The sequence below is a fragment of the Klebsiella sp. CN_Kp100 genome, from assembly GCF_040065315.1.
Classification (GTDB): domain Bacteria; phylum Pseudomonadota; class Gammaproteobacteria; order Enterobacterales; family Enterobacteriaceae; genus Klebsiella; species Klebsiella oxytoca.
This window is the reverse complement of record NZ_JBEAIJ010000057.1, coordinates 1-19,329: the sequence shown is the minus strand read 5'-3', so window position 1 is coordinate 19,329 and position 19,329 is coordinate 1. Positions and strand designations below refer to the sequence as shown.

The following is a 19,329-nucleotide window of genomic DNA, read 5'->3' as shown; positions in this document are numbered from 1 at the left end:
ACAAAATAATGAAACCGGTTTCGGTTATGGAGGAGAAAACGCTAAAAGCCGCGTCCGACGGGCCGGAAACGGTAGGCTCTGTTACGCGCGGACGATGCGATTCTTGCCCTGCTGCTTGGCTTTATACAGCGCTTCATCAACGCGCACGACAAGCTGCTCCAGGGGTTCCATATTCCATTCGCCGAGACCTGCGCTAAAGGTGACCGTTAGCCCTTCTTCACGCCAGGAGCGCTGCGCAACGCGGGCCCGCCAGCTCTCCAGCAGCTTCAGGGCGTCATCGCTATGTCCGGTGGTAAAGATCACCGCAAACTCCTCCCCGCCGTAGCGGTAAAGTGAAATTTGCAGAGGTTGGAGGATCTGCAGTCCTTCCCGTGCGACATTGCGCAGAACGATATCGCCATTGAGATGACCCCAGGTGTCATTTATCGTTTTAAAGTTATCAATATCCACCAGCGCGAGAGAGAAAGGCTGATGATCGTTCATCAGCGCGGCGATATCATTGTCGAAGGCGCGTCGGTTCTTGCAGCCGGTTAGCGCATCGATGGTCGCCTGGCGAACGTAGGTTAACTCGCGCTGCTTATTGCTCTCGATGGCTTTGCTGAGCATCGCTTCCAGCCGCGGGGCGCGCTGAACATCCCCGGTTTTAATGGCATTGATGATGTTCATCAACACCGTACGTGAAGCATGGCGCAGATACAGGCCAAACAGCACGATAACGATCGCGGCCAGGGCAAAGCTCCAGGCGACGATATCCGTTTCATGGCGAGTCAAGTTGACCAGCGTCGAGTTATCGACCCGATAAATGACAAACCAGTCGGGGTTGGTAAACGAGTAGTAGTAGTACCAGGCGTTCGTATCGGTACCGTAGAGCTGGCCTTCGCCGCTGGTCATTCTGTCCATCAACGCTTCACTGACGTAGGGTTTAAATAAGGCGCCAGGATCCGGATGGAGAACGACTTTACCATCGCGTTGCACCACAAAAAATTCCCCCTGGACCGGAGCAACCATCTGCCGTAACGCGTAGCCCATTGAGGTGAGATCGAGATGAAATGCGAGACTGCCCTTTAGCCGTCCCTCTGGAGAAATTATGGGTTTGTAGACGGTAATCGTCGGATGATGCGTGAAGTAGTCGTTGTACGGGCTGGTATACCGGCTGAAGGTACTGGCTTCCGCTTGTTTAATAAACCACGGTCTCGATTTGGCATCAAAAGACTGACTGTCTTCCGTCTCCAGAACTTCGGGCGCGCGCAGGTAGTGCCCATTGGTATCCGCCAGCGAGATGGACGAAACGGTTTGCATCATATTTTGCAGCTGCATAAGCTGCATCAAACCTTTTTCAGGATTGACGTTAACCGCCTCATTGAGCGCATCATTGCGGGCAAAGAAAGTGGCGGCACGGGTGAGGATAAAGTCATTGCCCTGCAGCAGCGTCTCCGTGTAGTTGGTCGCCATATTGTGGGTGAAATTGCGGTTAATATGATGATAATCTTCAAGAAAATCATTTCGCTGCGTCGTCGTGGCGAACACCGCTATCAGCAAGAAGCTGAATAAAATACCCGCGAACCCGATCACAATCGGCGAGGTGAAAGAGAGCTTTCTATTATGGCGAGCCATGAGTCGTAAATCGTTCCAGAAGCGTTAAACCGTGGAGAAAGATGCAGGTTTAGCCAGCATGCCTGCCGATTGAATCAGATAAATCTCCGGTAATTATAACGCTGACGTTGTGAGATGGACTGATTAATATTCCATATTGATGGAATTGCCTTTGCAGCGAAGAGGATGGAGCAGGGCGAAAATGAGGAAGAGTTAGCTTTCGCCCTGGACAGCATCCACTGCTGACAAGGACAGGATAGAGAAACGGAAACACGGTCACCATCTTCCGTTTCTCTGATTACGAGCGTGCACCAGGAACTTTTAAGTCGTTACATCTCTTATCATGATGACTGGGAAGCGCGTCCCAGCCAGCTATCCCAGTCTTTCCATACCGGCTGCAGCCCGCTGGCCACCAGCGCGCTGGCAACCTCTTCCGGGCGTCGGTCATCGTGAGGCGCGAACTGCTCCAGCTCCGGATGGTTATCGGCATACCCACCGGGCTGAGTTTTTGAAAACGCGCTGACGTTGTTGATGGCCAGCGGGATGACCCGATCGCGGAACCAGGGGGATTCGCGGGTGGATAACGAAAGTTCCACTTCCGGGGCCAGCAGGCGGAAGGCGCAAATGGTTTGCACCAGCTGTCGTTCATCCATCAATGAGGCAGGTTCGATACCGCCGGCGCACGGGCGCAGCCGCGGAAAGGAGATGGAGTAGCGGCTGCGCCAGTAGCGCTGCTGAAGCCACAGCAGATGTTCCGCCACCATAAAGCAGTCCACGCGCCAGCTGTCGGAGAGGCCAATTAATGCGCCAAGGCCAATCTTGTCAATTCCCGCCTGGCCAAGCCTGTCCGGCGTATCCAGCCGCCAGAAAAAGTCCTGCTTTTTCCCTTTCAGATGGTGTTTCGCATACATGCTTTCATGATAGGTCTCCTGATAGACCATCACGCCGTCCAGCCCGAGGGTTTTCAGCTCGGCGTATTCCTCCCTCGCCAGCGGCTGGACTTCCATATGCAGCGAGGCGAACTGGCGGCGAATCGCGGGCAGATGCTGGCGAAAGTAGTCCATGCCGACTTTGCCCTGATGCTCGCCGGTCACCAGCAACAGATGCTCGAAACCCATTTCGCGAATTGCCGCGCATTCACGGGCAATTTCCGCCTCATCCAGAGTTTTTCGCTTGATGCGGTTACTCATTGAGAAACCGCAGTAGGTACAGTCGTTGGCGCACAGATTAGAGAGATACAGCGGCACATAAAAGCTGACGGTATTACCGAAACGCTGGCGCGTCAGACGCTGAGCACGCTGGGCCAGAGGCTCCAGATAGCCAGCAGCGGCGGGGGAGAGTAGGGCCATCATATCGTCGCGGCTGAGCTGTTTGGCCGCCAGGGCGCGTTCAACGTCGGCGGTGGTTTTCGCGTTTATTCGCAGGCGAATATCGTCCCAGTCCAGCTGTCGCCAACGGTCAGTGAAGGTGTTCATACCTGCGCCTCCAGAAAGCCGGTCAGCGGGCTGGTGGCCTGCGCCTGCGCGCTGCGCGCGCCCGGTCCGGCCTGCCGCGCCAGTAATCCGGCATCAATCGCCAGCCGGAAAGCCCGGGCCATGGTAACCGGGTCATCGGCAACGGCGATGGCGGTATTCACCAGGACCGCGTCGGCACCCATTTCCAGCGCCTGCGCTGCGTGGCTCGGCACGCCAATACCCGCATCCACGACCACCGGCACCGTGGCCTGTTCGATAATAATCTCCAGCATTGCTTTGGTTTCCAGTCCCTGATTGGAGCCGATGGGCGCGCCGAGCGGCATCACCGCCGCGCAGCCCGCTTCTTCCAGACGTTTACACAGCACCGGGTCGGCGCCGCAGTAGGGCAGCACGACGAAGCCTTCCCGAACCAGAATCTCCGCCGCTTTCAGCGTTTCGATCGGATCGGGGAGCAGCCAGCGGGCGTCCGGATGAATTTCCAGTTTCAGCCAGTGGGTGCCCAGTGCTTCCCGCGCCAGGCGGGCGGCAAATACCGCCTCTTCCGCCGTTTTGGCCCCGGAGGTGTTGGGGAGCAGGCTAACGCCGGCCGCCAGCAGCGGCGCGAGGATGGCGTCATTATGCTGACGGAGATCGACGCGCTTCATCGCCAGCGTCACCAGTTGGCTACCGGAGGCGCGAATGGCCTCCACCATGACCTCGGGAGCGGCGAATTTACCGGTGCCGGTGAAGAGATGTGATTCAAACGTTTTATCTGCAATACGTAACATGTCAGCCTCCAGCGATAACCTGAAAAAGCAGGATTTGGTCGCCTTCCTGCAAAAGATGATCTTCCCACCGTTCGCGCGGCAGGATGTGTTGATTGAGCGCCAGCGCGACGCCCGGCAACTGCTGTTCCAGTTGAGCGAGCAGGGCGGCGACGGAGGTCGCTTCGGCACACTGCAACGGTTCATCGTTAAACCACACCTGCATGCTGCCCTCCACAGACCGGACAGCCCAGAGATCGCTGTAATGTCAGCGTACGCCAGCTGCTGGTGCGCGCATCAAACAGGCGCAGCGCGTTACGCGGCGCCGCCATGCCGCTGAGCAGCTTGATGGCCTCCAGCGCCTGTAGGGTTCCCATCATGCCGACGACCGGGCCAATGATGCCCGCCGTGCGGCAGTTGCGTTCGGGTTCGTTAGCATCCGGCCACAGGCAGCGATAACAGCCCTGCTCCCACGGCGGCGTCAGTACCATCAGCTGGCCTCCGAGTCCGACAGCGCTGGCAGTAATCAACGGCGTTTTGAGCGCGACGCAGGCGGCGTTGATCGCCTGTCGGGTCGCCATGTTATCGGTGCAATCCAGTACCACATCGGCCTTCGCCACTTCCTCCTGCAGGGCCTTTCCGCCTAACCGCTGCTTCAGCGCAATCAGTTCAATCTGCGGATTTAGCCGAGCCAGCCGGGCCCTGGCGGCCGTGGTTTTAGGCTGAGCGATATCATCGCTGGTGAACAAAATTTGTCGCTGCAGGTTGCTGACGTGAACGTCGTCGTCATCGGCCAGCGCCAGCGTGCCGACGCCGGCTCCGGCAAGATAGAGCGCGGCGGGGGAACCCAGCCCGCCGAGACCCACGATCAACACCCGGCTGGCCAGCAGCTTTTGCTGGCCTTCAATGGCGATATCCTCCAGCAGCAGCTGGCGGCTATAGCGCATAAAATCGCTGTCATTCATCACCGGCTCCCGCTATCTCAAGCAACCGTGCCGTTGCCTGCCGCCAGTCGGTCGCCTGGGTGATGGCGCTGACTACCGCAATGCTGCCGACGCCGGTGGCCAGTACTGCCGGAGCGCGCTCAAGGCTGATGCCGCCAATCGCCACGGTTGGATAATCCTCCAGTCGCTGAATATGCTGCGCCAGCTGATCCAGCCCCTGAGGGGAGGAAGGCATCTGCTTGGTTTGTGTCGGAAAAACGTGACCAAGCGCGATGTAAGAGGGACGCGCCGCCAGCGCGATATCCATTTCCATATCGTCATGGGTGGAAACGCCAAGGCGCAGTCCGGCGTTGCGGATGGCGCTGAGGTCGGTGGTTTCCAGATCCTCCTGGCCTAAATGCACGCCATAAGCCTGATGTTTAATGGCCAGGCGCCAGTAATCGTTAATAAACAGCCGCGCATGGTATTTGCGTCCCAGCGCGATAGCGGCAACGACATCGTCTTCGACATCACTATCGCGCTTATCCTTGATGCGCAGCTGGAGAGTGCGAACGCCCGCAGCCAGTAAGCGTTCGATCCACGCGACGCTATCGACGACCGGATAGAGGCCTAAACGGAATGGGACGGATGGAAAATCGGGTTGATACATCAGGCTTCCTCCTTACGTAGATAGATTTCACTGCCGCGGGCGCGGAAGTTTTCCGACATATCGGCCATCCCCACTTCGATGGTCTGCGCGGCGGCGTAGTCGCGAACTTCCTGGCTTATCTTCATTGAGCAAAATTTGGGGCCGCACATGGAGCAGAAGTGGGCCACTTTGCCTGACTCCTGCGGCAGGGTTTCGTCGTGGTAAGCGCGCGCGGTGAACGGGTCGAGCGCCAGATTAAACTGGTCTTCCCAGCGGAACTCGAAGCGCGCTTTCGACATGGCGTTATCGCGGATTTGCGCGCCGGGATGGCCTTTAGCGAGGTCTGCGGCGTGGGCGGCTATTTTGTAGGTAATCAGGCCCTGCTTAACGTCCTCTTTATTCGGCAGGCCGAGATGCTCTTTCGGCGTCACGTAGCAGAGCATCGCGCAGCCGAACCAGCCGATCATGGCTGCGCCAATCCCGGAGGTGAAATGATCGTAGCCCGGCGCAATATCGGTGGTTAGCGGCCCTAAGGTATAGAAAGGCGCTTCGTGACAGTGCTCCAGCTCTTCAGTCATATTGCGCTGAATCATCTGCATCGGCACATGGCCCGGGCCTTCGATCATCACCTGTACGTCATACTCCCACGCAATTTGGGTTAGCTCCCCCAGCGTGTGCAGCTCGGCAAACTGCGCTTCGTCGTTGGCATCCTGAATCGAGCCCGGGCGCAGGCCATCGCCCAGCGACAGCGAAACGTCATAGGCGGCGCAGATTTCGCAGATTTCACGAAAATGTTGGTAGAGAAAGTTCTCTTTGTGATGGGATAAGCACCATTTCGCCATGATTGAGCCGCCGCGGGAGACGATGCCGGTCAGGCGTCTGGCGGTCATCGGCACGTAGCGCAGCAGCACGCCCGCATGGATAGTGAAGTAGTCCACCCCTTGTTCCACCTGTTCGAGCAGCGTGTCGCGGAAGGCTTCCCAGGTAAGATCTTCGGCGATCCCGTTTACCTTCTCTAACGCCTGGTAGATCGGCACGGTACCGATCGGTACCGGACTATTGCGCAGGATCCACTCGCGGGTCTCATGAATATAGCGGCCGGTGGAAAGGTCCATAACCGTATCCGCTCCCCAGCGCGTCGCCCACACCAGCTTCTCGACCTCTTCTTCTATCGACGAGGTGACCGCTGAGTTACCAATATTGGCGTTAACCTTCACGAGGAAGTTGCGGCCGATGATCATCGGCTCGGATTCCGGATGATTTATATTGGCCGGGATAATCGCGCGCCCGGCGGCAACTTCAGCGCGCACAAATTCCGGGGTGATATTCTCCGGCAGCCGCGCGCCAAACCCGACGCCCGGATGCTGCTGGCGCAGCACTTCGCCACGAATGCGTTCGCGACCCATATTTTCGCGAATGGCGATGAATTCCATCTCAGGGGTGACAATCCCCTGACGGGCATAGTGCAGCTGCGTCACGCATTTCCCGACGATGGCGCGCCTGGGCGTAAGCAGACCGGAAAAGCGCAGCGTGTTAAGACCATCATCCGCCAGCCGCTCTCTGGTATAGGCTGAGCTGCGATCGCTAAGCGTTTCGCAGTCGCGACGCGCATCAATCCACGGCTGACGCAGTTTCGCCAGACCCTGCTGAACGTTGATCGCGATGTGCGGATCGCCATAGGGGCCGGACGTATCGTAGACCGGGATGGCTTCGTTTGCTTCATACTGAGGATGGTCTTTGCTGCCGCCGATGAGCGTCGGGCTCAGCTGAATTTCGCGCATCGGCACGCGAATATCTTCCTGCGAACCGCGGATATAGATGCGCTGCGAATTGGGAAATGCGGTGCCTTCCAGGGTGTTGATAAAGCGCTGGGCGTGTTCGCGTTGCTCTCGACGCGTAAGTGATGTTGTAGACATAGCTCATTCCAGTTAAACAGGATATGGCTTGCCAGACGACGGATGGAGTAACAGATGCGATCGGCCATGAAGAGGCAGATGCTAAATGCAGTTTACTCTTGTTCCCTTCGCAGGTATTAGCCTGATCAGGTTCCGCGGATCCCGAATTAACGGTCTCAGCCTTTTCCAGTGTGGAAAATGGGCACTCCGACAAGATGACATCCCCTCTCAGCGAGGGGGAATGTATGTAAACTACGCGTTAATGGCTCACAACTCAAGCGGTCGGCGCGATATTGTCGCTAACGTTGTCTTTTCGACTGTGGGCTACGGCGAGGGCAATCAGCGAATCTTCCAGCGCAAAACGGGCTTCCAGCGCTTCACCGATGTCCGATAGCGCCTGCTGGAACTCAAGATAGTTATCGTGATCGATAGCGTTTTCGAGGCAGGAATCGTAATAATCCATGATCTGCTGGGTATTAGCCTGCAGCTGTGGATAAATCTTAGTGGCGGCTAAAAGTGGCGTATCGCCTTCCAATTCGCCGATAAAGCGTTCATAAATATTAAAATGGCCGGAGGAGAGGTAGTCCACCAGGCTTTGGCAAAAATCATCCAGCGCTTTCTCATTAAGCCGCATAAATGATTCTTTGCCAGGCTTCAGGCCAACCAGGTTGTAGTAAGCCACAAGCAAATGCTTACGTACTTGTAGCCAGCGATCGACCAGTTTATTGCTGCCTCCAACACGTTCCGTCAGGTTTTCCAGCTGGTTTAACATGGTTGACTCCGCAAGGTTTTAAGAGAAATACGTTGCTCACCAAAATGTAAATTTAATGTTAAAAGTGCCAGTAAAATGAAGGTAGTGCAATAGATATGGATCGTATTATTGAAAAATTAGATCGCGGCTGGTGGATTGTCAGCCACGAACAGAAATTATGGTTACCCGATGGGGAATTACCATATGGCGAAGCGGTAAATTTTAATCTTGCCGGGCAAACCGCGCTGCGAATAGGCGAATGGCAGGGCGAACCGGTGTGGCTGGTGCGCCAGGATCGTCGCCATGAGATGGGATCGCTGCGTCAGGTGCTCGATCAGGATGCTGGCCTTTTTCAACTGGCGGGACGCGGGATCCAGCTGGCGGAGTTCTACCGCTCGCATAAATTCTGCGGCTACTGCGGCCATCCCATGCACCCCAGCAAAACCGAGTGGGCAATGCTATGCAGCCACTGCCGCGAACGCTACTACCCGCAAATCGCCCCGTGCATTATCGTCGCCATCCGTCGGGATGATTCTATCCTGCTGGCGCAGCATACTCGCCATCGCAACGGCGTGCATACGGTGCTGGCCGGATTTGTCGAAGTCGGCGAAACCCTGGAGCAAACCGTTGCCCGCGAAGTGATGGAGGAGAGCGGTATCAAGGTGAAAAACCTGCGCTATGTAACCTCCCAGCCCTGGCCGTTCCCGCAATCGCTGATGACCGCGTTTATGGCCGAGTACGATAGCGGCGAGATTGTCATCGACAAGAAAGAGCTGCTGGAGGCGGGATGGTATCGCTATGACAATCTGCCGCTTTTGCCGCCGCCGGGCACCGTGGCGCGCCGTCTGATTGAAGATACCGTGGCGATGTGTCGGGCAGAGTATGAGTGACATGTTACATACACTTTATCCTTCAAACTGCCTCTTTGTTGGCTGCTTTCACTTGCCCCAGTCACTTACTTGAGTAAGCTCCTGGGGTTCATTCAATTGCCGCCTTGGTCCACTTTGAATGATTTTGTGTATAAACTTGGCGCATCAACGCTAAAGGAATGTAAAAATGACCGAACTGAAGAACGATCGTTACCTGCGCGCGCTGCTACGCCAGCCGGTTGATGTCACCCCGGTGTGGATGATGCGTCAGGCGGGCCGCTATTTACCGGAATATAAGGCCACCCGCGCCGAAGCGGGCGATTTTATGTCGCTGTGTAAAAACGCAGAGCTGGCCTGTGAAGTGACGCTGCAGCCGCTGCGCCGCTATAAGCTGGATGCGGCTATCCTCTTCTCGGACATTCTCACCATCCCGGATGCAATGGGGCTGGGGCTCTATTTTGAAGCCGGGGAGGGCCCGCGCTTTACCTCGCCCATTACCTGCAAAGCCGATGTCGATAAATTACCCGTTCCTGACCCGGAAGGTGAGCTTGGCTACGTGATGAATGCCGTGCGCACGATTCGCCGTGAGCTGAAGGGAGAAGTGCCGCTGATCGGCTTTTCCGGCAGCCCGTGGACGCTGGCAACCTATATGGTGGAAGGCGGCAGCAGCAAAGCGTTTACGGTAATTAAAAAGATGATGTACGCCGAGCCGCAGGCCCTGCATGCGCTGCTCGATAAGCTGGCGAAAAGCGTCACGCTGTATCTGAATGCGCAAATCAAAGCGGGCGCGCAGTCGGTGATGATTTTTGATACCTGGGGCGGAGTGCTGACCGGCCGCGACTACCAGCAGTTCTCGCTCTATTACATGCATAAAATCGTTGATGGGCTGCTGCGTGAAAACGATGGCCGTCGCGTGCCGGTGACGCTATTTACCAAAGGCGGCGGGCAGTGGCTGGAAGCGATGGCGGAAACAGGCTGCGATGCGCTGGGACTCGACTGGACCACCGATATCGCCGATGCGCGTCGTCGCGTCGGTCATAAAGTCGCCCTGCAGGGCAATATGGATCCCTCGATGCTGTATGCCCCTCCGACGCGTATTGAAGAAGAGGTGGCGACTATTCTCGCCGGGTTTGGCCAGGGTGAAGGCCATGTCTTTAACCTCGGGCACGGAATTCATCAGGATGTTAACCCGGAACATGCGGGCGTATTTGTGGAGGCAGTGCACCGGTTGTCGGCGCAATACCACCGTTAAGGAGTGAATATGGATTTGTCATCGCTACGCACACAGCAGCTCAGCCTGGCGGCATCGGTTGAACGAGGCGATCGGTTGGAACAGGATCCGCCGACGTTGATCGGCGGAGCGGATGTCGGTTTTGAGCAAGAGGGAGAGGTCACCCGGGCGGCGATGGTACTGCTAAGCTATCCGTCCCTGGAGCTGGTGGAGTATCAGGTCGCGCGCGTCGCGACCACGATGCCTTACATTCCCGGCTTCCTCTCCTTTCGCGAAACCCCCGCGCTGCTGGCGGCATGGGAGCTACTTTCGCAAAAGCCGAATCTGTTATTCGTTGATGGCCACGGTATTTCCCACCCGCGCCGCCTCGGCGTCGCCAGCCATTTTGGCCTGCTGGTGGATGTACCGACTATCGGCGTGGCGAAAAAACGGCTGTGCGGTAAGTTCGGGCCGTTGGGCGATGAACCCGGCGCGCTGGCGCCGTTGTTAGATAAAGGCGAACAGCTGGCGTGGGTCTTGCGCAGCAAAACGCGCTGCAATCCGCTGTTTGTGAGTACCGGGCACCGCGTTGGCCTGGATAGCGCGCTGATGTGGGTGGAGCGCTGCCTGAAAGGCTATCGCCTGCCTGAGCCAACGCGCTGGGCCGATGCGGTGGCGTCCCGGCGTCCGGCGTTTGTGCGTTGGCAAGCAAATCGCGACTGATTCAGGTACACTGCGGCTAATTTCTGACTTCGAGATTTCATCATGTTACAAAACCCGATTCACCTGCGTCTGGAGAAGCTGGAAAGCTGGCAGCACGTGACTTTTATGGCCTGCCTGTGCGAGCGGATGTACCCCAACTACGCTATGTTCTGTCAGCAAACGGAATTTGCCGATGGCCAGCTTTATCGCCGTATCCTCGATCTGATCTGGGAAACGCTGACGGTAAAAGATGCGAAGGTGAATTTCGACAGCCAGTTGGAAAAGCTGGAAGAGGCGATTCCGGCCGCTGATGATTACGACCTGTACGGCGTCTATCCGGCCATCGATGCCTGCGTCGCATTGAGTGAACTGCTTCATTCGCGGCTAAGCGGCGAAACGCTCGAACACGCCATCGAAGTCAGCAAGAGTTCGATCACCACCGTTGCGATGCTGGAAATGACCCAGGCTGGTCGCGAAATGACCGACGAAGAGCTCAAAGAAAACCCGGCTGTCGAACAAGAATGGGATATTCAGTGGGAGATTTTTCGTCTTCTGGCCGACTGCGAAGAACGCGATATTGAACTGATCAAAGGGCTACGTGCAGACCTTCGCGAGGCCGGTGAGAGCAATATTGGTATAAATTTTCAGCAATGAGACCAGAAAACGTGATTTACCGCCTGAATTGTAGCGTCTGAAGGCTTCCATTCCGCCCCCCGTCTGGTCTACATTTGGGGGGCGAAAAAACGTGGCTATCGGTGCGTGTATGCAGGAGAGTGCTTTTCAGGCATTTCCGTCGCACTCGATGCTTAGCAAGCGATAAACACATTGTAAGGATAACTTATGAACAAGACTCAACTGATTGATGTAATTGCGGACAAAGCTGACCTGTCCAAAGCACAGGCGAAAGCTGCCCTGGAATCTACCCTGGCTGCAATTACCGAGTCTCTGAAAGAAGGTGATGCTGTTCAACTGGTTGGTTTCGGTACCTTCAAAGTGAACCACCGCGCTGAGCGTACTGGCCGCAACCCGCAGACCGGTAATGAAATCAAAATCGCCGCAGCAAACGTACCGGCATTTGTTTCAGGTAAAGCTCTGAAAGACGCAGTTAAGTAAGACCGCGTGGCAGTGTACAGTTTTATCGAAGGGGCTTGTCGGCCCCTTTTGTCTATCTGGCGCCGCACGCTGGCGCTGGCGGGCGTATTGCTGCTCACTGCCTGCAGCCATGATTCCTCTCTCCCGCCGTTTACCGCCAGCGGTTACGCGGAAAACCAGGGGGCGATGCGTATCTGGCGCAAAGATTCCGACGGTGAGGTCCATCTCCTTGCCGCCTTCAGTCCATGGCGTCATGGTAATACCTCGACCAGCGAGTATCGCTGGCAGGATGGTCAGCTCGCGCTGATCGAGCTCAACGTCTACGGCAAACCGCCGGAACATATTCGCGCCCGGTTTGATGCGCAAGGCGAACTCAGCTTTATGCAGCGTGAAATCGATGGGCAGAAGCAGCAGCTTTCCAGCGATCAGGTTGCGCTATACCGCTATCGGGCAGAGCAAATACGCCAGACCAGCGATGCACTGCGTCAGGGACGCGTCATGCTGCGCCAGGGGCGGTGGCATGCTGACAGGACGGTAACCACCTGCGAAGGTCAGACCGTGAAGCCTGACCTCGATACGCTGGCGTTGGCGCATATTGAGCGTCGTCAGAACCACTCATCCGTCGAGGTGAGCGTGGCGTGGCTGGAAGCGCCGGAAGGCTCTCAGCTGCTGCTGGTGGCAAACGAAGACTTCTGTACCTGGCAGCCGACCGAAAAAAGCTTCTGAACCTTACCAGTGGTTCATCCCCATATGACCGCGGCCTCCGCCGCAGCCTCCACGTCCCATCCCCTCGCCGCGAGGAATACCCGCCTGCGCTAATGCGAGATCGAACTTCACCCGCTGCTGGGCAAGCTTCTGACCGAGAGCGTCCATCTCCTGGGCGACGGATTCGATTTTCGCGCTGTCAGGTTTATCGGTGGTTAACAGCGCGTTGTATTCATAGCGTTTTGAAATGAGCTGCTGACGTAAAACGCGGGTTTGCTCATAGAAATCATTATGCAGCTTCTGGGCAGTGGCCTGCTGGTCGGTCGTCAGCTGACTATAGCCCTGGGGGCCCATACCGGTACCGTTATTCCAGTGGTGCCTTGCCCAGGCTGAGCTACTGCCGAAAGTCAGCGCGGCGAGGGCAATCAGGGTCAGCGTCATTTTTTTGTTCCGTTTCATAGTTTATTCTCCTGCCTTATGGTTACTCAGTGATTTGCATCTTCCGTGCCAGAGTGGAAAGGCCGCAGGATATCGGGCGTTGAATGCTTTTCAGCGGACGAGAGCGAGTAAAAATGACTCGCGGTAAAGGGGGCAGCGGGTCATTTTTACTCGATCGCCTTCCCGGTTTGCGCCCAGGGAGAGGTTAGAGGCGGCGGAATAGTGGCATGATTTCTGCTGGGCTATGCGGTGTCTGAGGAAAGGGAGTTGTCATGAACGTGATGCGGTTGTCTAAGGATTCCGTCGCCGTTGGGCTGAGCTGGTTGTTAACCGGCCTTATCTTGCTGCTGGTGTGCCTGTTTTCTGCGTTAATCGTGCGTGACTATGGCCGTGAAAATGAAGCCGCACGCCAGACTATCCAGGAAAAAGGCAGCGTGCTGATCCGCGCTCTTGAGTCCGGAACCCGGGTCGGAATGGGAATGCGTATGCATCATTCCCAGCTGCAGGCGCTACTGGAGGAGATGGCCTGGCAGCCCGGCGTGCTGTGGTTCGCGGTGACAGATGAGAACGGTAAAATTATCGCCCATAGCGACCCGCGGCGGGTCGGTGAGTCGCTCTACCCCGCCAGCACCCTGCGAGAGCTGAATATCGGTAGCGAGGAGCGCTGGCGCCGCCTCGAACAACCGGAGCCGGCGCTGGAGATTTATCGCCAGTTTCGCCCGCTTAACGGCGGTGGGCATCATATGCGCATGATGATGCGTCGCGAATCTGCCGATCTCCGTAATCAGGCGCCCCAGGTCATTTTTATTGCCTTTGATACCCGCGAGCTGGATGCCGACCATGCTCGTGGCCTGCGCAATATGGTCATCATGCTCTGCGCGGCAGGCGTAGTCATGACGGCAACGGTGCTGGCGCAGTTCTGGTTTCGCCGCTATCAGCGTTCGCGCAAGCAGCTGCAGGAGGCGACGGCGCGAAAAGAAAAGCTGCTGGCGCTCGGTCATCTGGCCGCGGGCGTCGCCCATGAAATCCGCAACCCGCTATCATCCATAAAAGGGCTGGCCAGGTATTTCGCCGAGCGGACCCCAGCAGATGGCGAAGCGCATCAGTTGGCCCTGGTGATGGCCAGGGAAGCCGATCGCCTGAACAGGGTCGTCAGCGAGCTGCTGGAACTGGTGCGTCCGGCGCATTTAAAATATCAATCGGTTGATTTAAATGAAGTCATTACGCATTCGCTTCAACTGGTTAGCCAGGATGCCGCCAGCCGGGCGATATCTCTGAAGTTTATCGCGCAGCCCGCGCTATGCCGCATCCAGGCCGATCCGGATCGTTTAAAACAGGTGCTGCTCAACCTTTATCTCAATGCTATCCATGCCATTGGCCGCGATGGCGTGATTACGGTGGCGGTGAGAGAGTGCGGCGATGGGCGAGTAAAGGTGAGCGTTGCGGACAGCGGCAAAGGGATGACGGCGGAACAGCTACAGGCCATTTTCACACCGTACTTCACTACCAAGGCCGACGGCACCGGGCTGGGGCTGGCGGTGGTGCAGAACATCGTTGAGCAGCACGGCGGAACAATTGACGCCGAGAGCACTCCCGGCAAGGGCGCGCTATTTACGCTCTATTTGCCGGTTAATGGGCAACAGAAGGATGAACAAGGATGAGTGGCGAGCAGGTCGATATTCTGGTGGTGGACGATGACATCAGCCACTGCACTATCTTACAGGCGTTGTTGCGGGGCTGGGGTTACCGGGTTGCGCTGGCTTACAACGGCGTACAGGCGCTGGAACAGGTGCGCGAGAAGGTGTTTGATCTAGTGCTATGCGACATCCGCATGGCGGAGATGGATGGCATCGAAACGCTGAAAGAGATCAAAACCTTGAATCCGTCGATTCCCGTTCTGATTATGACAGCATACTCCAGCGTCGACACCGCTGTGGAAGCGCTGAAATCCGGTGCGCTGGACTACCTGATTAAGCCGCTGGACTTTGACAAGCTGCAGCTGACGCTATCCGAGGCGTTGGCTCACACCCGGCAGAGCGAGTCTCCCGTTGCCGGGACCCCGGCCGCCCAGTTTGGCATGGTGGGGGATAGCCCGGCGATGCGGGCGCTGCTGAACAATATCGCCCTGGTTGCGCCCTCCGATGCGACGGTATTAATTCACGGCGAGTCGGGCACAGGGAAAGAGCTGGTCGCGCGAGCGTTGCACGCCAGCAGCGCTCGCAGCCGCCGGCCGCTGGTGATCCTCAACTGTGCCGCGCTCAACGAGTCGTTGCTGGAGTCGGAGCTGTTTGGTCACGAGAAAGGCGCCTTTACCGGCGCGGACAAACGGCGAGAGGGGCGCTTCGTTGAAGCGGACGGCGGTACGCTTTTCCTCGATGAAATTGGCGATATTTCGCCGTTGATGCAGGTGCGTCTGCTGCGGGCGATTCAGGAGCGTGAAGTGCAGCGCGTGGGCAGCAATCAGACCCTTTCGGTCGATGTACGGCTAATTGCCGCCACCCACCGGGATTTAGCCGAAGAGGTCAGCGCCGGGCGTTTTCGCCAGGATCTCTACTACCGCCTGAACGTCGTGACTATCGATATGCCGCCGCTGCGTCATCGCAGGGAGGATATCCCCCAGCTGGCGCGCTATTTCCTGCAGCGGTATGCCGAGCGTAACCGTAAAGCAGTACAGGGATTTACGCCACAGGCGATGGACTTGCTGATCCACTACGCCTGGCCGGGTAATATTCGCGAGCTGGAAAATGCGGTGGAGCGGGCGGTGGTCCTGCTGACCGGAGAGTACATCTCCGAACGCGAGCTGCCGCTGGCAATTGCCGGTACGCCAGTTGCGGACGTGTTGCACGGTGATGATGTTATTCAGCCGCTGGTGGAGGTAGAGAAAGAAGCGATCCTCGCGGCGCTCGAAAAAACGGGCGGCAACAAAACTGAAGCCGCCCGTCAGTTGGGCATTACGCGCAAAACGCTGCTGGCAAAGCTCAGCCGTTAGCGGTTTTGCTCACGTTCGATAGCGCGCCAGCCGATGTCGTTACGGCTAAAGCTGCCGTCCCAGCTGATATCGCTCATCAGGGCGTAAGCGCGCTTTTGCGCTTCAGCAACGGTGCGACCCAGTGCGGTGGCGCAGAGTACCCGGCCGCCGCTGGTCAGCACGCGATCGTCATTAGCGAGTCTGGTGCCGGCGTGGAAGACCTTGCCGTCTGCCGTTTCTTCCAGCGGCAGGCCGTGGATCTCATCGCCGGTGCTGTAGTTGCCCGGATAACCACCGGCGGCGATCACGACGCCCAGCGAGGCGCGCTCGTCCCACTCGGAGGTTTTCTCATTCAGCTTACCGTCGCAGGCGGCGAGGCACAGATCCACCAGATCCGATTTCATGCGTAGCATGATCGGCTGGGTTTCCGGATCGCCAAAGCGGCAGTTGAACTCGATTACCTTCGGGTTGCCCTGTTTGTCGATCATCAGGCCCGCATAGAGGAAACCGGTGTAGGTATTACCCTCCGCTGCCATACCTTTTACGGTTGGCCAGATAATGCGTTCCATGGTGCGCTGGTGAACCTCATCGGTTACCACCGGTGCCGGAGAGTAAGCGCCCATACCGCCCGTGTTCGGGCCGGTATCGCCATTGCCCACGCGTTTATGATCCTGGCTGGTGGCCATCGGCAGGACGTGCTCGCCGTCGACCATCACGATAAAGCTCGCCTCTTCGCCGTCGAGGAACTCTTCAATGACGATGCGGTGCCCGGCGTCGCCAAAGGCGTTACCTGCCAGCATGTCTTGAACGGCGGCTTCCGCTTCTTCCAGCGTCATGGCGACAATCACGCCCTTGCCGGCGGCCAGGCCGTCGGCCTTGATAACGATGGGCGCGCCTTTCTCACGCAGGTATGCCAGCGCGGGCTCGACTTCGGTGAAGTTCTGGTATTCCGCTGTCGGAATGTTATGGCGGGCAAGAAAATCTTTGGTGAAGGCTTTAGAGCCTTCCAGCTGCGCCGCGCCTTCCGTTGGGCCGAAGATTTTCAGCCCCGCGGCGCGGAACGCATCCACAACGCCAATCACCAGTGGCGCTTCCGGGCCAACGATGGTCAGATCAATTTTCTCGTTTTGAGCAAAGCTCAGCAGCGCCGGAATATCGGTGACGCCGATAGCCACATTCTGCAGCGCTGGTTCCAGGGCGGTGCCCGCGTTACCCGGGGCGACAAAAACGGTATCGACTTTTGGCGACTGCGCCGCTTTCCAGGCCAGGGCGTGCTCGCGGCCGCCGTTGCCAATAACTAATACTTTCATCGTCTGCTCCGTGAATTAATGGCGGAAGTGGCGCATATCGGTGAAGATCATCGCGATGCCATGCTCATCGGCGGCGGCAATCACCTCTTCGTCGCGAATAGAACCGCCGGGCTGAATGACGCAGCTCACGCCAACGGCAGCGGCGGCATCAATACCGTCGCGGAACGGGAAGAAGGCGTCGGAGGCCATCGCCGAACCTTTCACCTCCAGTCCCTCATCGCCTGCTTTAATCCCGGCGATTTTGGCAGAGTAAACGCGGCTCATCTGACCTGCGCCTATTCCGATGGTCATGTTCTCTTTGGCATAAACAATGGCGTTAGATTTAACGAATTTCGCAACGATCCAGCAGAACAGCGCATCGCGCAGCTCCTGCTCGGTCGGCTGGCGTTTGGAAACCACGCGCAGTTCGCCTTCTGTGACCATACCCAGATCGCGGTCCTGAACCAGCAGGCCACCATTAACGCGTTTGAAGTCCAGACCCGGCACGCGCTGCGTCCACTGACCGCAGGTCAGAACGCGGACGTTCTGTTTCGCGGCAGTAATCTTCAGGGCTTCTTCCGTCGCAGACGGTGCGATGATCACTTCAACGAACTGGCGGGAGATGATGGCCTGCGCGGTTTCGGCATCCAGTTCGCGGTTAAACGCGATAATGCCGCCGAAGGCAGAGGTCGGGTCAGTTTTGTATGCGCGGTCGTAGGCATCCAGAATAGAGGTGCTTACCGCTACGCCACATGGGTTGGCATGCTTCACAATAACGCAGGCCGGCTCGCTGAATTCTTTGACGCATTCCAGCGCGGCATCGGTGTCGGCAATGTTGTTATAGGAGAGGGCTTTACCCTGGACCTGCTGTGCCGTGGCGACAGAGGCTTCTTTGATTTCTTCTTCTATATAGAAGGCAGCCTGCTGGTGGCTATTTTCACCGTAACGCATATCCTGCTTCTTAATGAAGTTCAGGTTCAGGGTGCGCGGGAAGCGGCCAGCGGCTTCTTTGCTCTCGCCGTGATAGGCCGGAACCATGCTGCCGAAGTAGTTGGCAATCATGCTGTCGTAGGCGGCGGTGTGTTCGAATGCTTTAATGGCGAGGTCGAAGCGGGTGTCGAGGGTCAGGGAGCCTTCGTTCGCATCCATCTCTTTAATAATGGCATCGTAGTCGCTGCTCTTCACCACGATGGCGACGTCTTTATGGTTCTTCGCCGCCGAGCGAACCATGGTTGGGCCGCCGATATCAATGTTTTCTACCGCATCTTCCAGCGAGCAACCCTCGCGGGCAACGGTTTGAGCAAACGGATACAGGTTAACAACCACCATATCAATAGGCGCGATACCGTGTTGTTCCATAATGCCGTCATCCTGGCCGCGGCGGCCGAGAATGCCGCCGTGAACTTTCGGATGCAGAGTCTTCACGCGTCCGTCCATCATTTCCGGGAAACCGGTGTAGTCAGAGACTTCGGTAACCGGCAGACCTTTCTCAGCCAGCAGGCGTGCGGTACCACCCGTAGACAGTAGCTCGATACCACGAGCGGAAAGCGCCTGCGCGAATTCGACGATACCGGCCTTGTCAGAAACACTGAGCAGGGCGCGGCGGACTGGACGACGTTGTTGCATGGTATTAAATCCCCAGGATTTGAATATTACAGAGAGCGTTAGGTGAGTTTTTGCCTAAAAACTCACCTAACGCACCCAACCGGGCATCCTTGTTATAGCGCGGCATTGTAACGAAAACGTTTGCGCAACGCTCGCGAATTTTTATCTTTCTCTTTTTAGCCCTGAACGACGGCTTATATAGAGAGGTGGCGTGGCTTTTGTTTTGGGGTATCGCCCGTTATCTGTGGATAATTCTGTGCGTAACAGGGTATAAAGCGGGGTTTTGCTGGGGAATGCAGCAGTCAGTCATTTTTCTGCAATTTAACTATTGCGGATGCCCGGGAACTCCCTATAATGCGCCTCCATCGACACGGCAGATGTGAATCACTTCACACAAACAGCCGGTTGGTTGAAGAGAAAAA

At 57.1% G+C, this 19,329-nt stretch carries 19 protein-coding genes and 1 riboswitch; of the genes, 8 read left to right on the top strand and 11 right to left on the bottom strand.

Annotated features, from left to right (window positions below):
• Positions 1-81: 81 nt before the first annotated feature.
• From ABLV12_RS24535 to ABLV12_RS24500, 8 genes are all read right to left on the bottom strand, one after another.
• Positions 82-1,614, bottom strand: coding sequence for a diguanylate cyclase (locus ABLV12_RS24535; protein WP_348867416.1), 1,533 nt, complete (start codon positions 1,612-1,614; stop codon positions 82-84).
• A 320-nt stretch (positions 1,615-1,934) separates the two neighbouring features.
• The gene (gene thiH / locus ABLV12_RS24530) at positions 1,935-3,068 is read right to left on the bottom strand and encodes a 2-iminoacetate synthase ThiH (RefSeq protein ID WP_004109713.1); all 1,134 of its coding nucleotides are present in this window, start codon (positions 3,066-3,068) and stop codon (positions 1,935-1,937) included.
• The gene (gene thiG, locus ABLV12_RS24525) at positions 3,065-3,835 is read right to left on the bottom strand and encodes a thiazole synthase (protein ID WP_004109711.1); all 771 of its coding nucleotides are present in this window, start codon (positions 3,833-3,835) and stop codon (positions 3,065-3,067) included. Before thiG ends, thiH begins: the two co-directional genes overlap by 4 nt.
• 1 nt (position 3,836) lies before the next feature.
• Positions 3,837-4,037: a sulfur carrier protein ThiS gene (gene thiS / locus ABLV12_RS24520; RefSeq protein WP_004109709.1), complete on the bottom strand. Its 201-nt coding sequence runs from the start codon at positions 4,035-4,037 to the stop codon at positions 3,837-3,839.
• The gene (locus ABLV12_RS24515) at positions 4,021-4,776 is read right to left on the bottom strand and encodes a HesA/MoeB/ThiF family protein (protein WP_004109706.1); all 756 of its coding nucleotides are present in this window, start codon (positions 4,774-4,776) and stop codon (positions 4,021-4,023) included. Before ABLV12_RS24515 ends, thiS begins: the two co-directional genes overlap by 17 nt.
• Complete coding sequence (gene thiE / locus ABLV12_RS24510) at positions 4,769-5,404, bottom strand: thiamine phosphate synthase (protein WP_004117108.1); 636 nt, start codon at positions 5,402-5,404, stop codon at positions 4,769-4,771. Before thiE ends, ABLV12_RS24515 begins: the two co-directional genes overlap by 8 nt.
• Entirely contained in the window at positions 5,404-7,299 is a 1,896-nt protein-coding gene (gene thiC / locus ABLV12_RS24505) for a phosphomethylpyrimidine synthase ThiC (RefSeq protein ID WP_348867415.1), read from the bottom strand. The genes thiE and thiC overlap by 1 nt, the downstream gene beginning before the upstream one ends.
• A gap of 85 nt (positions 7,300-7,384) precedes the next feature.
• Positions 7,385-7,498, bottom strand: a riboswitch (TPP riboswitch).
• Between the two features lie 54 nt (positions 7,499-7,552).
• The gene (locus ABLV12_RS24500) at positions 7,553-8,050 is read right to left on the bottom strand and encodes an Rsd/AlgQ family anti-sigma factor (RefSeq protein ID WP_004109697.1); all 498 of its coding nucleotides are present in this window, start codon (positions 8,048-8,050) and stop codon (positions 7,553-7,555) included.
• 95 nt (positions 8,051-8,145) lie between these two features.
• Between ABLV12_RS24500 and nudC the strand changes: the two genes are divergently transcribed.
• The 6 genes from nudC to ABLV12_RS24470 all read left to right on the top strand — a co-directional run bounded on the left by nudC (position 8,146) and on the right by ABLV12_RS24470 (position 12,628).
• On the top strand, positions 8,146-8,919 hold the full coding sequence (gene nudC, locus ABLV12_RS24495; RefSeq protein ID WP_004117114.1) for an NAD(+) diphosphatase: 774 nt from the start codon (positions 8,146-8,148) through the stop codon (positions 8,917-8,919).
• Between the two features lie 166 nt (positions 8,920-9,085).
• Positions 9,086-10,150 carry a uroporphyrinogen decarboxylase gene (gene hemE, locus ABLV12_RS24490; protein ID WP_348867414.1) on the top strand — a complete coding sequence of 355 codons (1,065 nt, stop codon included), beginning with the start codon at positions 9,086-9,088 and terminating at the stop codon, positions 10,148-10,150.
• A 9-nt stretch (positions 10,151-10,159) separates the two neighbouring features.
• Positions 10,160-10,831, top strand: coding sequence for a deoxyribonuclease V (gene nfi / locus ABLV12_RS24485; protein WP_004109691.1), 672 nt, complete (start codon positions 10,160-10,162; stop codon positions 10,829-10,831).
• Between the two features lie 42 nt (positions 10,832-10,873).
• Positions 10,874-11,464, top strand: coding sequence for a YjaG family protein (locus ABLV12_RS24480; RefSeq protein WP_004117118.1), 591 nt, complete (start codon positions 10,874-10,876; stop codon positions 11,462-11,464).
• 186 nt (positions 11,465-11,650) lie between these two features.
• Positions 11,651-11,923 (top strand): nucleoid-associated protein HU-alpha, encoded by a 273-nt coding sequence (hupA, locus tag ABLV12_RS24475; protein ID WP_004097675.1) that lies wholly within the window; start codon positions 11,651-11,653, stop codon positions 11,921-11,923.
• A gap of 12 nt (positions 11,924-11,935) precedes the next feature.
• Positions 11,936-12,628 (top strand): DUF1481 domain-containing protein, encoded by a 693-nt coding sequence (locus ABLV12_RS24470; protein WP_004109689.1) that lies wholly within the window; start codon positions 11,936-11,938, stop codon positions 12,626-12,628.
• A gap of 3 nt (positions 12,629-12,631) precedes the next feature.
• On the opposite strand, the gene zraP is transcribed toward ABLV12_RS24470, so the two are convergent.
• Entirely contained in the window at positions 12,632-13,066 is a 435-nt protein-coding gene (zraP, locus tag ABLV12_RS24465; RefSeq protein WP_023329112.1) for a zinc resistance sensor/chaperone ZraP, read from the bottom strand.
• A 251-nt stretch (positions 13,067-13,317) separates the two neighbouring features.
• Here zraP and zraS point away from each other — a divergent pair, with 251 nt between their 5' ends.
• A complete protein-coding gene (zraS, locus tag ABLV12_RS24460; RefSeq protein WP_032729272.1) occupies positions 13,318-14,706 on the top strand; it encodes a two-component system sensor histidine kinase ZraS in 1,389 nt (462 codons plus the stop codon).
• The gene (zraR, locus tag ABLV12_RS24455) at positions 14,703-16,034 is read left to right on the top strand and encodes a sigma-54-dependent response regulator transcription factor ZraR (protein ID WP_049127488.1); all 1,332 of its coding nucleotides are present in this window, start codon (positions 14,703-14,705) and stop codon (positions 16,032-16,034) included. The genes zraS and zraR overlap by 4 nt, the downstream gene beginning before the upstream one ends.
• Here the strand turns inward: zraR and purD are convergent.
• Positions 16,031-17,323, bottom strand: coding sequence for a phosphoribosylamine--glycine ligase (gene purD, locus ABLV12_RS24450; RefSeq protein WP_004117133.1), 1,293 nt, complete (start codon positions 17,321-17,323; stop codon positions 16,031-16,033). The genes zraR and purD overlap by 4 nt on opposite strands.
• 15 nt (positions 17,324-17,338) lie before the next feature.
• Positions 17,339-18,928 carry a bifunctional phosphoribosylaminoimidazolecarboxamide formyltransferase/IMP cyclohydrolase gene (gene purH, locus ABLV12_RS24445; RefSeq protein ID WP_064399089.1) on the bottom strand — a complete coding sequence of 530 codons (1,590 nt, stop codon included), beginning with the start codon at positions 18,926-18,928 and terminating at the stop codon, positions 17,339-17,341.
• Positions 18,929-19,329 lie beyond the last annotated feature (401 nt).

Coding starts and splice junctions, on each gene's coding strand:
- ABLV12_RS24535 (WP_348867416.1), bottom strand. CDS start 1,614: ATGGCTCGCCATAATAGAAAGCTCTCTTTCACCTCGCCGATTGTGATC.
- thiH (WP_004109713.1), bottom strand. CDS start 3,068: ATGAACACCTTCACTGACCGTTGGCGACAGCTGGACTGGGACGATATT.
- thiG (WP_004109711.1), bottom strand. CDS start 3,835: ATGTTACGTATTGCAGATAAAACGTTTGAATCACATCTCTTCACCGGC.
- thiS (WP_004109709.1), bottom strand. CDS start 4,037: ATGCAGGTGTGGTTTAACGATGAACCGTTGCAGTGTGCCGAAGCGACC.
- ABLV12_RS24515 (WP_004109706.1), bottom strand. CDS start 4,776: ATGAATGACAGCGATTTTATGCGCTATAGCCGCCAGCTGCTGCTGGAG.
- thiE (WP_004117108.1), bottom strand. CDS start 5,404: ATGTATCAACCCGATTTTCCATCCGTCCCATTCCGTTTAGGCCTCTAT.
- thiC (WP_348867415.1), bottom strand. CDS start 7,299: ATGTCTACAACATCACTTACGCGTCGAGAGCAACGCGAACACGCCCAG.
- ABLV12_RS24500 (WP_004109697.1), bottom strand. CDS start 8,050: ATGTTAAACCAGCTGGAAAACCTGACGGAACGTGTTGGAGGCAGCAAT.
- nudC (WP_004117114.1), top strand. CDS start 8,146: ATGGATCGTATTATTGAAAAATTAGATCGCGGCTGGTGGATTGTCAGC.
- hemE (WP_348867414.1), top strand. CDS start 9,086: ATGACCGAACTGAAGAACGATCGTTACCTGCGCGCGCTGCTACGCCAG.
- nfi (WP_004109691.1), top strand. CDS start 10,160: ATGGATTTGTCATCGCTACGCACACAGCAGCTCAGCCTGGCGGCATCG.
- ABLV12_RS24480 (WP_004117118.1), top strand. CDS start 10,874: ATGTTACAAAACCCGATTCACCTGCGTCTGGAGAAGCTGGAAAGCTGG.
- hupA (WP_004097675.1), top strand. CDS start 11,651: ATGAACAAGACTCAACTGATTGATGTAATTGCGGACAAAGCTGACCTG.
- zraP (WP_023329112.1), bottom strand. CDS start 13,066: ATGAAACGGAACAAAAAAATGACGCTGACCCTGATTGCCCTCGCCGCG.
- zraS (WP_032729272.1), top strand. CDS start 13,318: ATGAACGTGATGCGGTTGTCTAAGGATTCCGTCGCCGTTGGGCTGAGC.
- zraR (WP_049127488.1), top strand. CDS start 14,703: ATGAGTGGCGAGCAGGTCGATATTCTGGTGGTGGACGATGACATCAGC.
- purD (WP_004117133.1), bottom strand. CDS start 17,323: ATGAAAGTATTAGTTATTGGCAACGGCGGCCGCGAGCACGCCCTGGCC.
- purH (WP_064399089.1), bottom strand. CDS start 18,928: ATGCAACAACGTCGTCCAGTCCGCCGCGCCCTGCTCAGTGTTTCTGAC.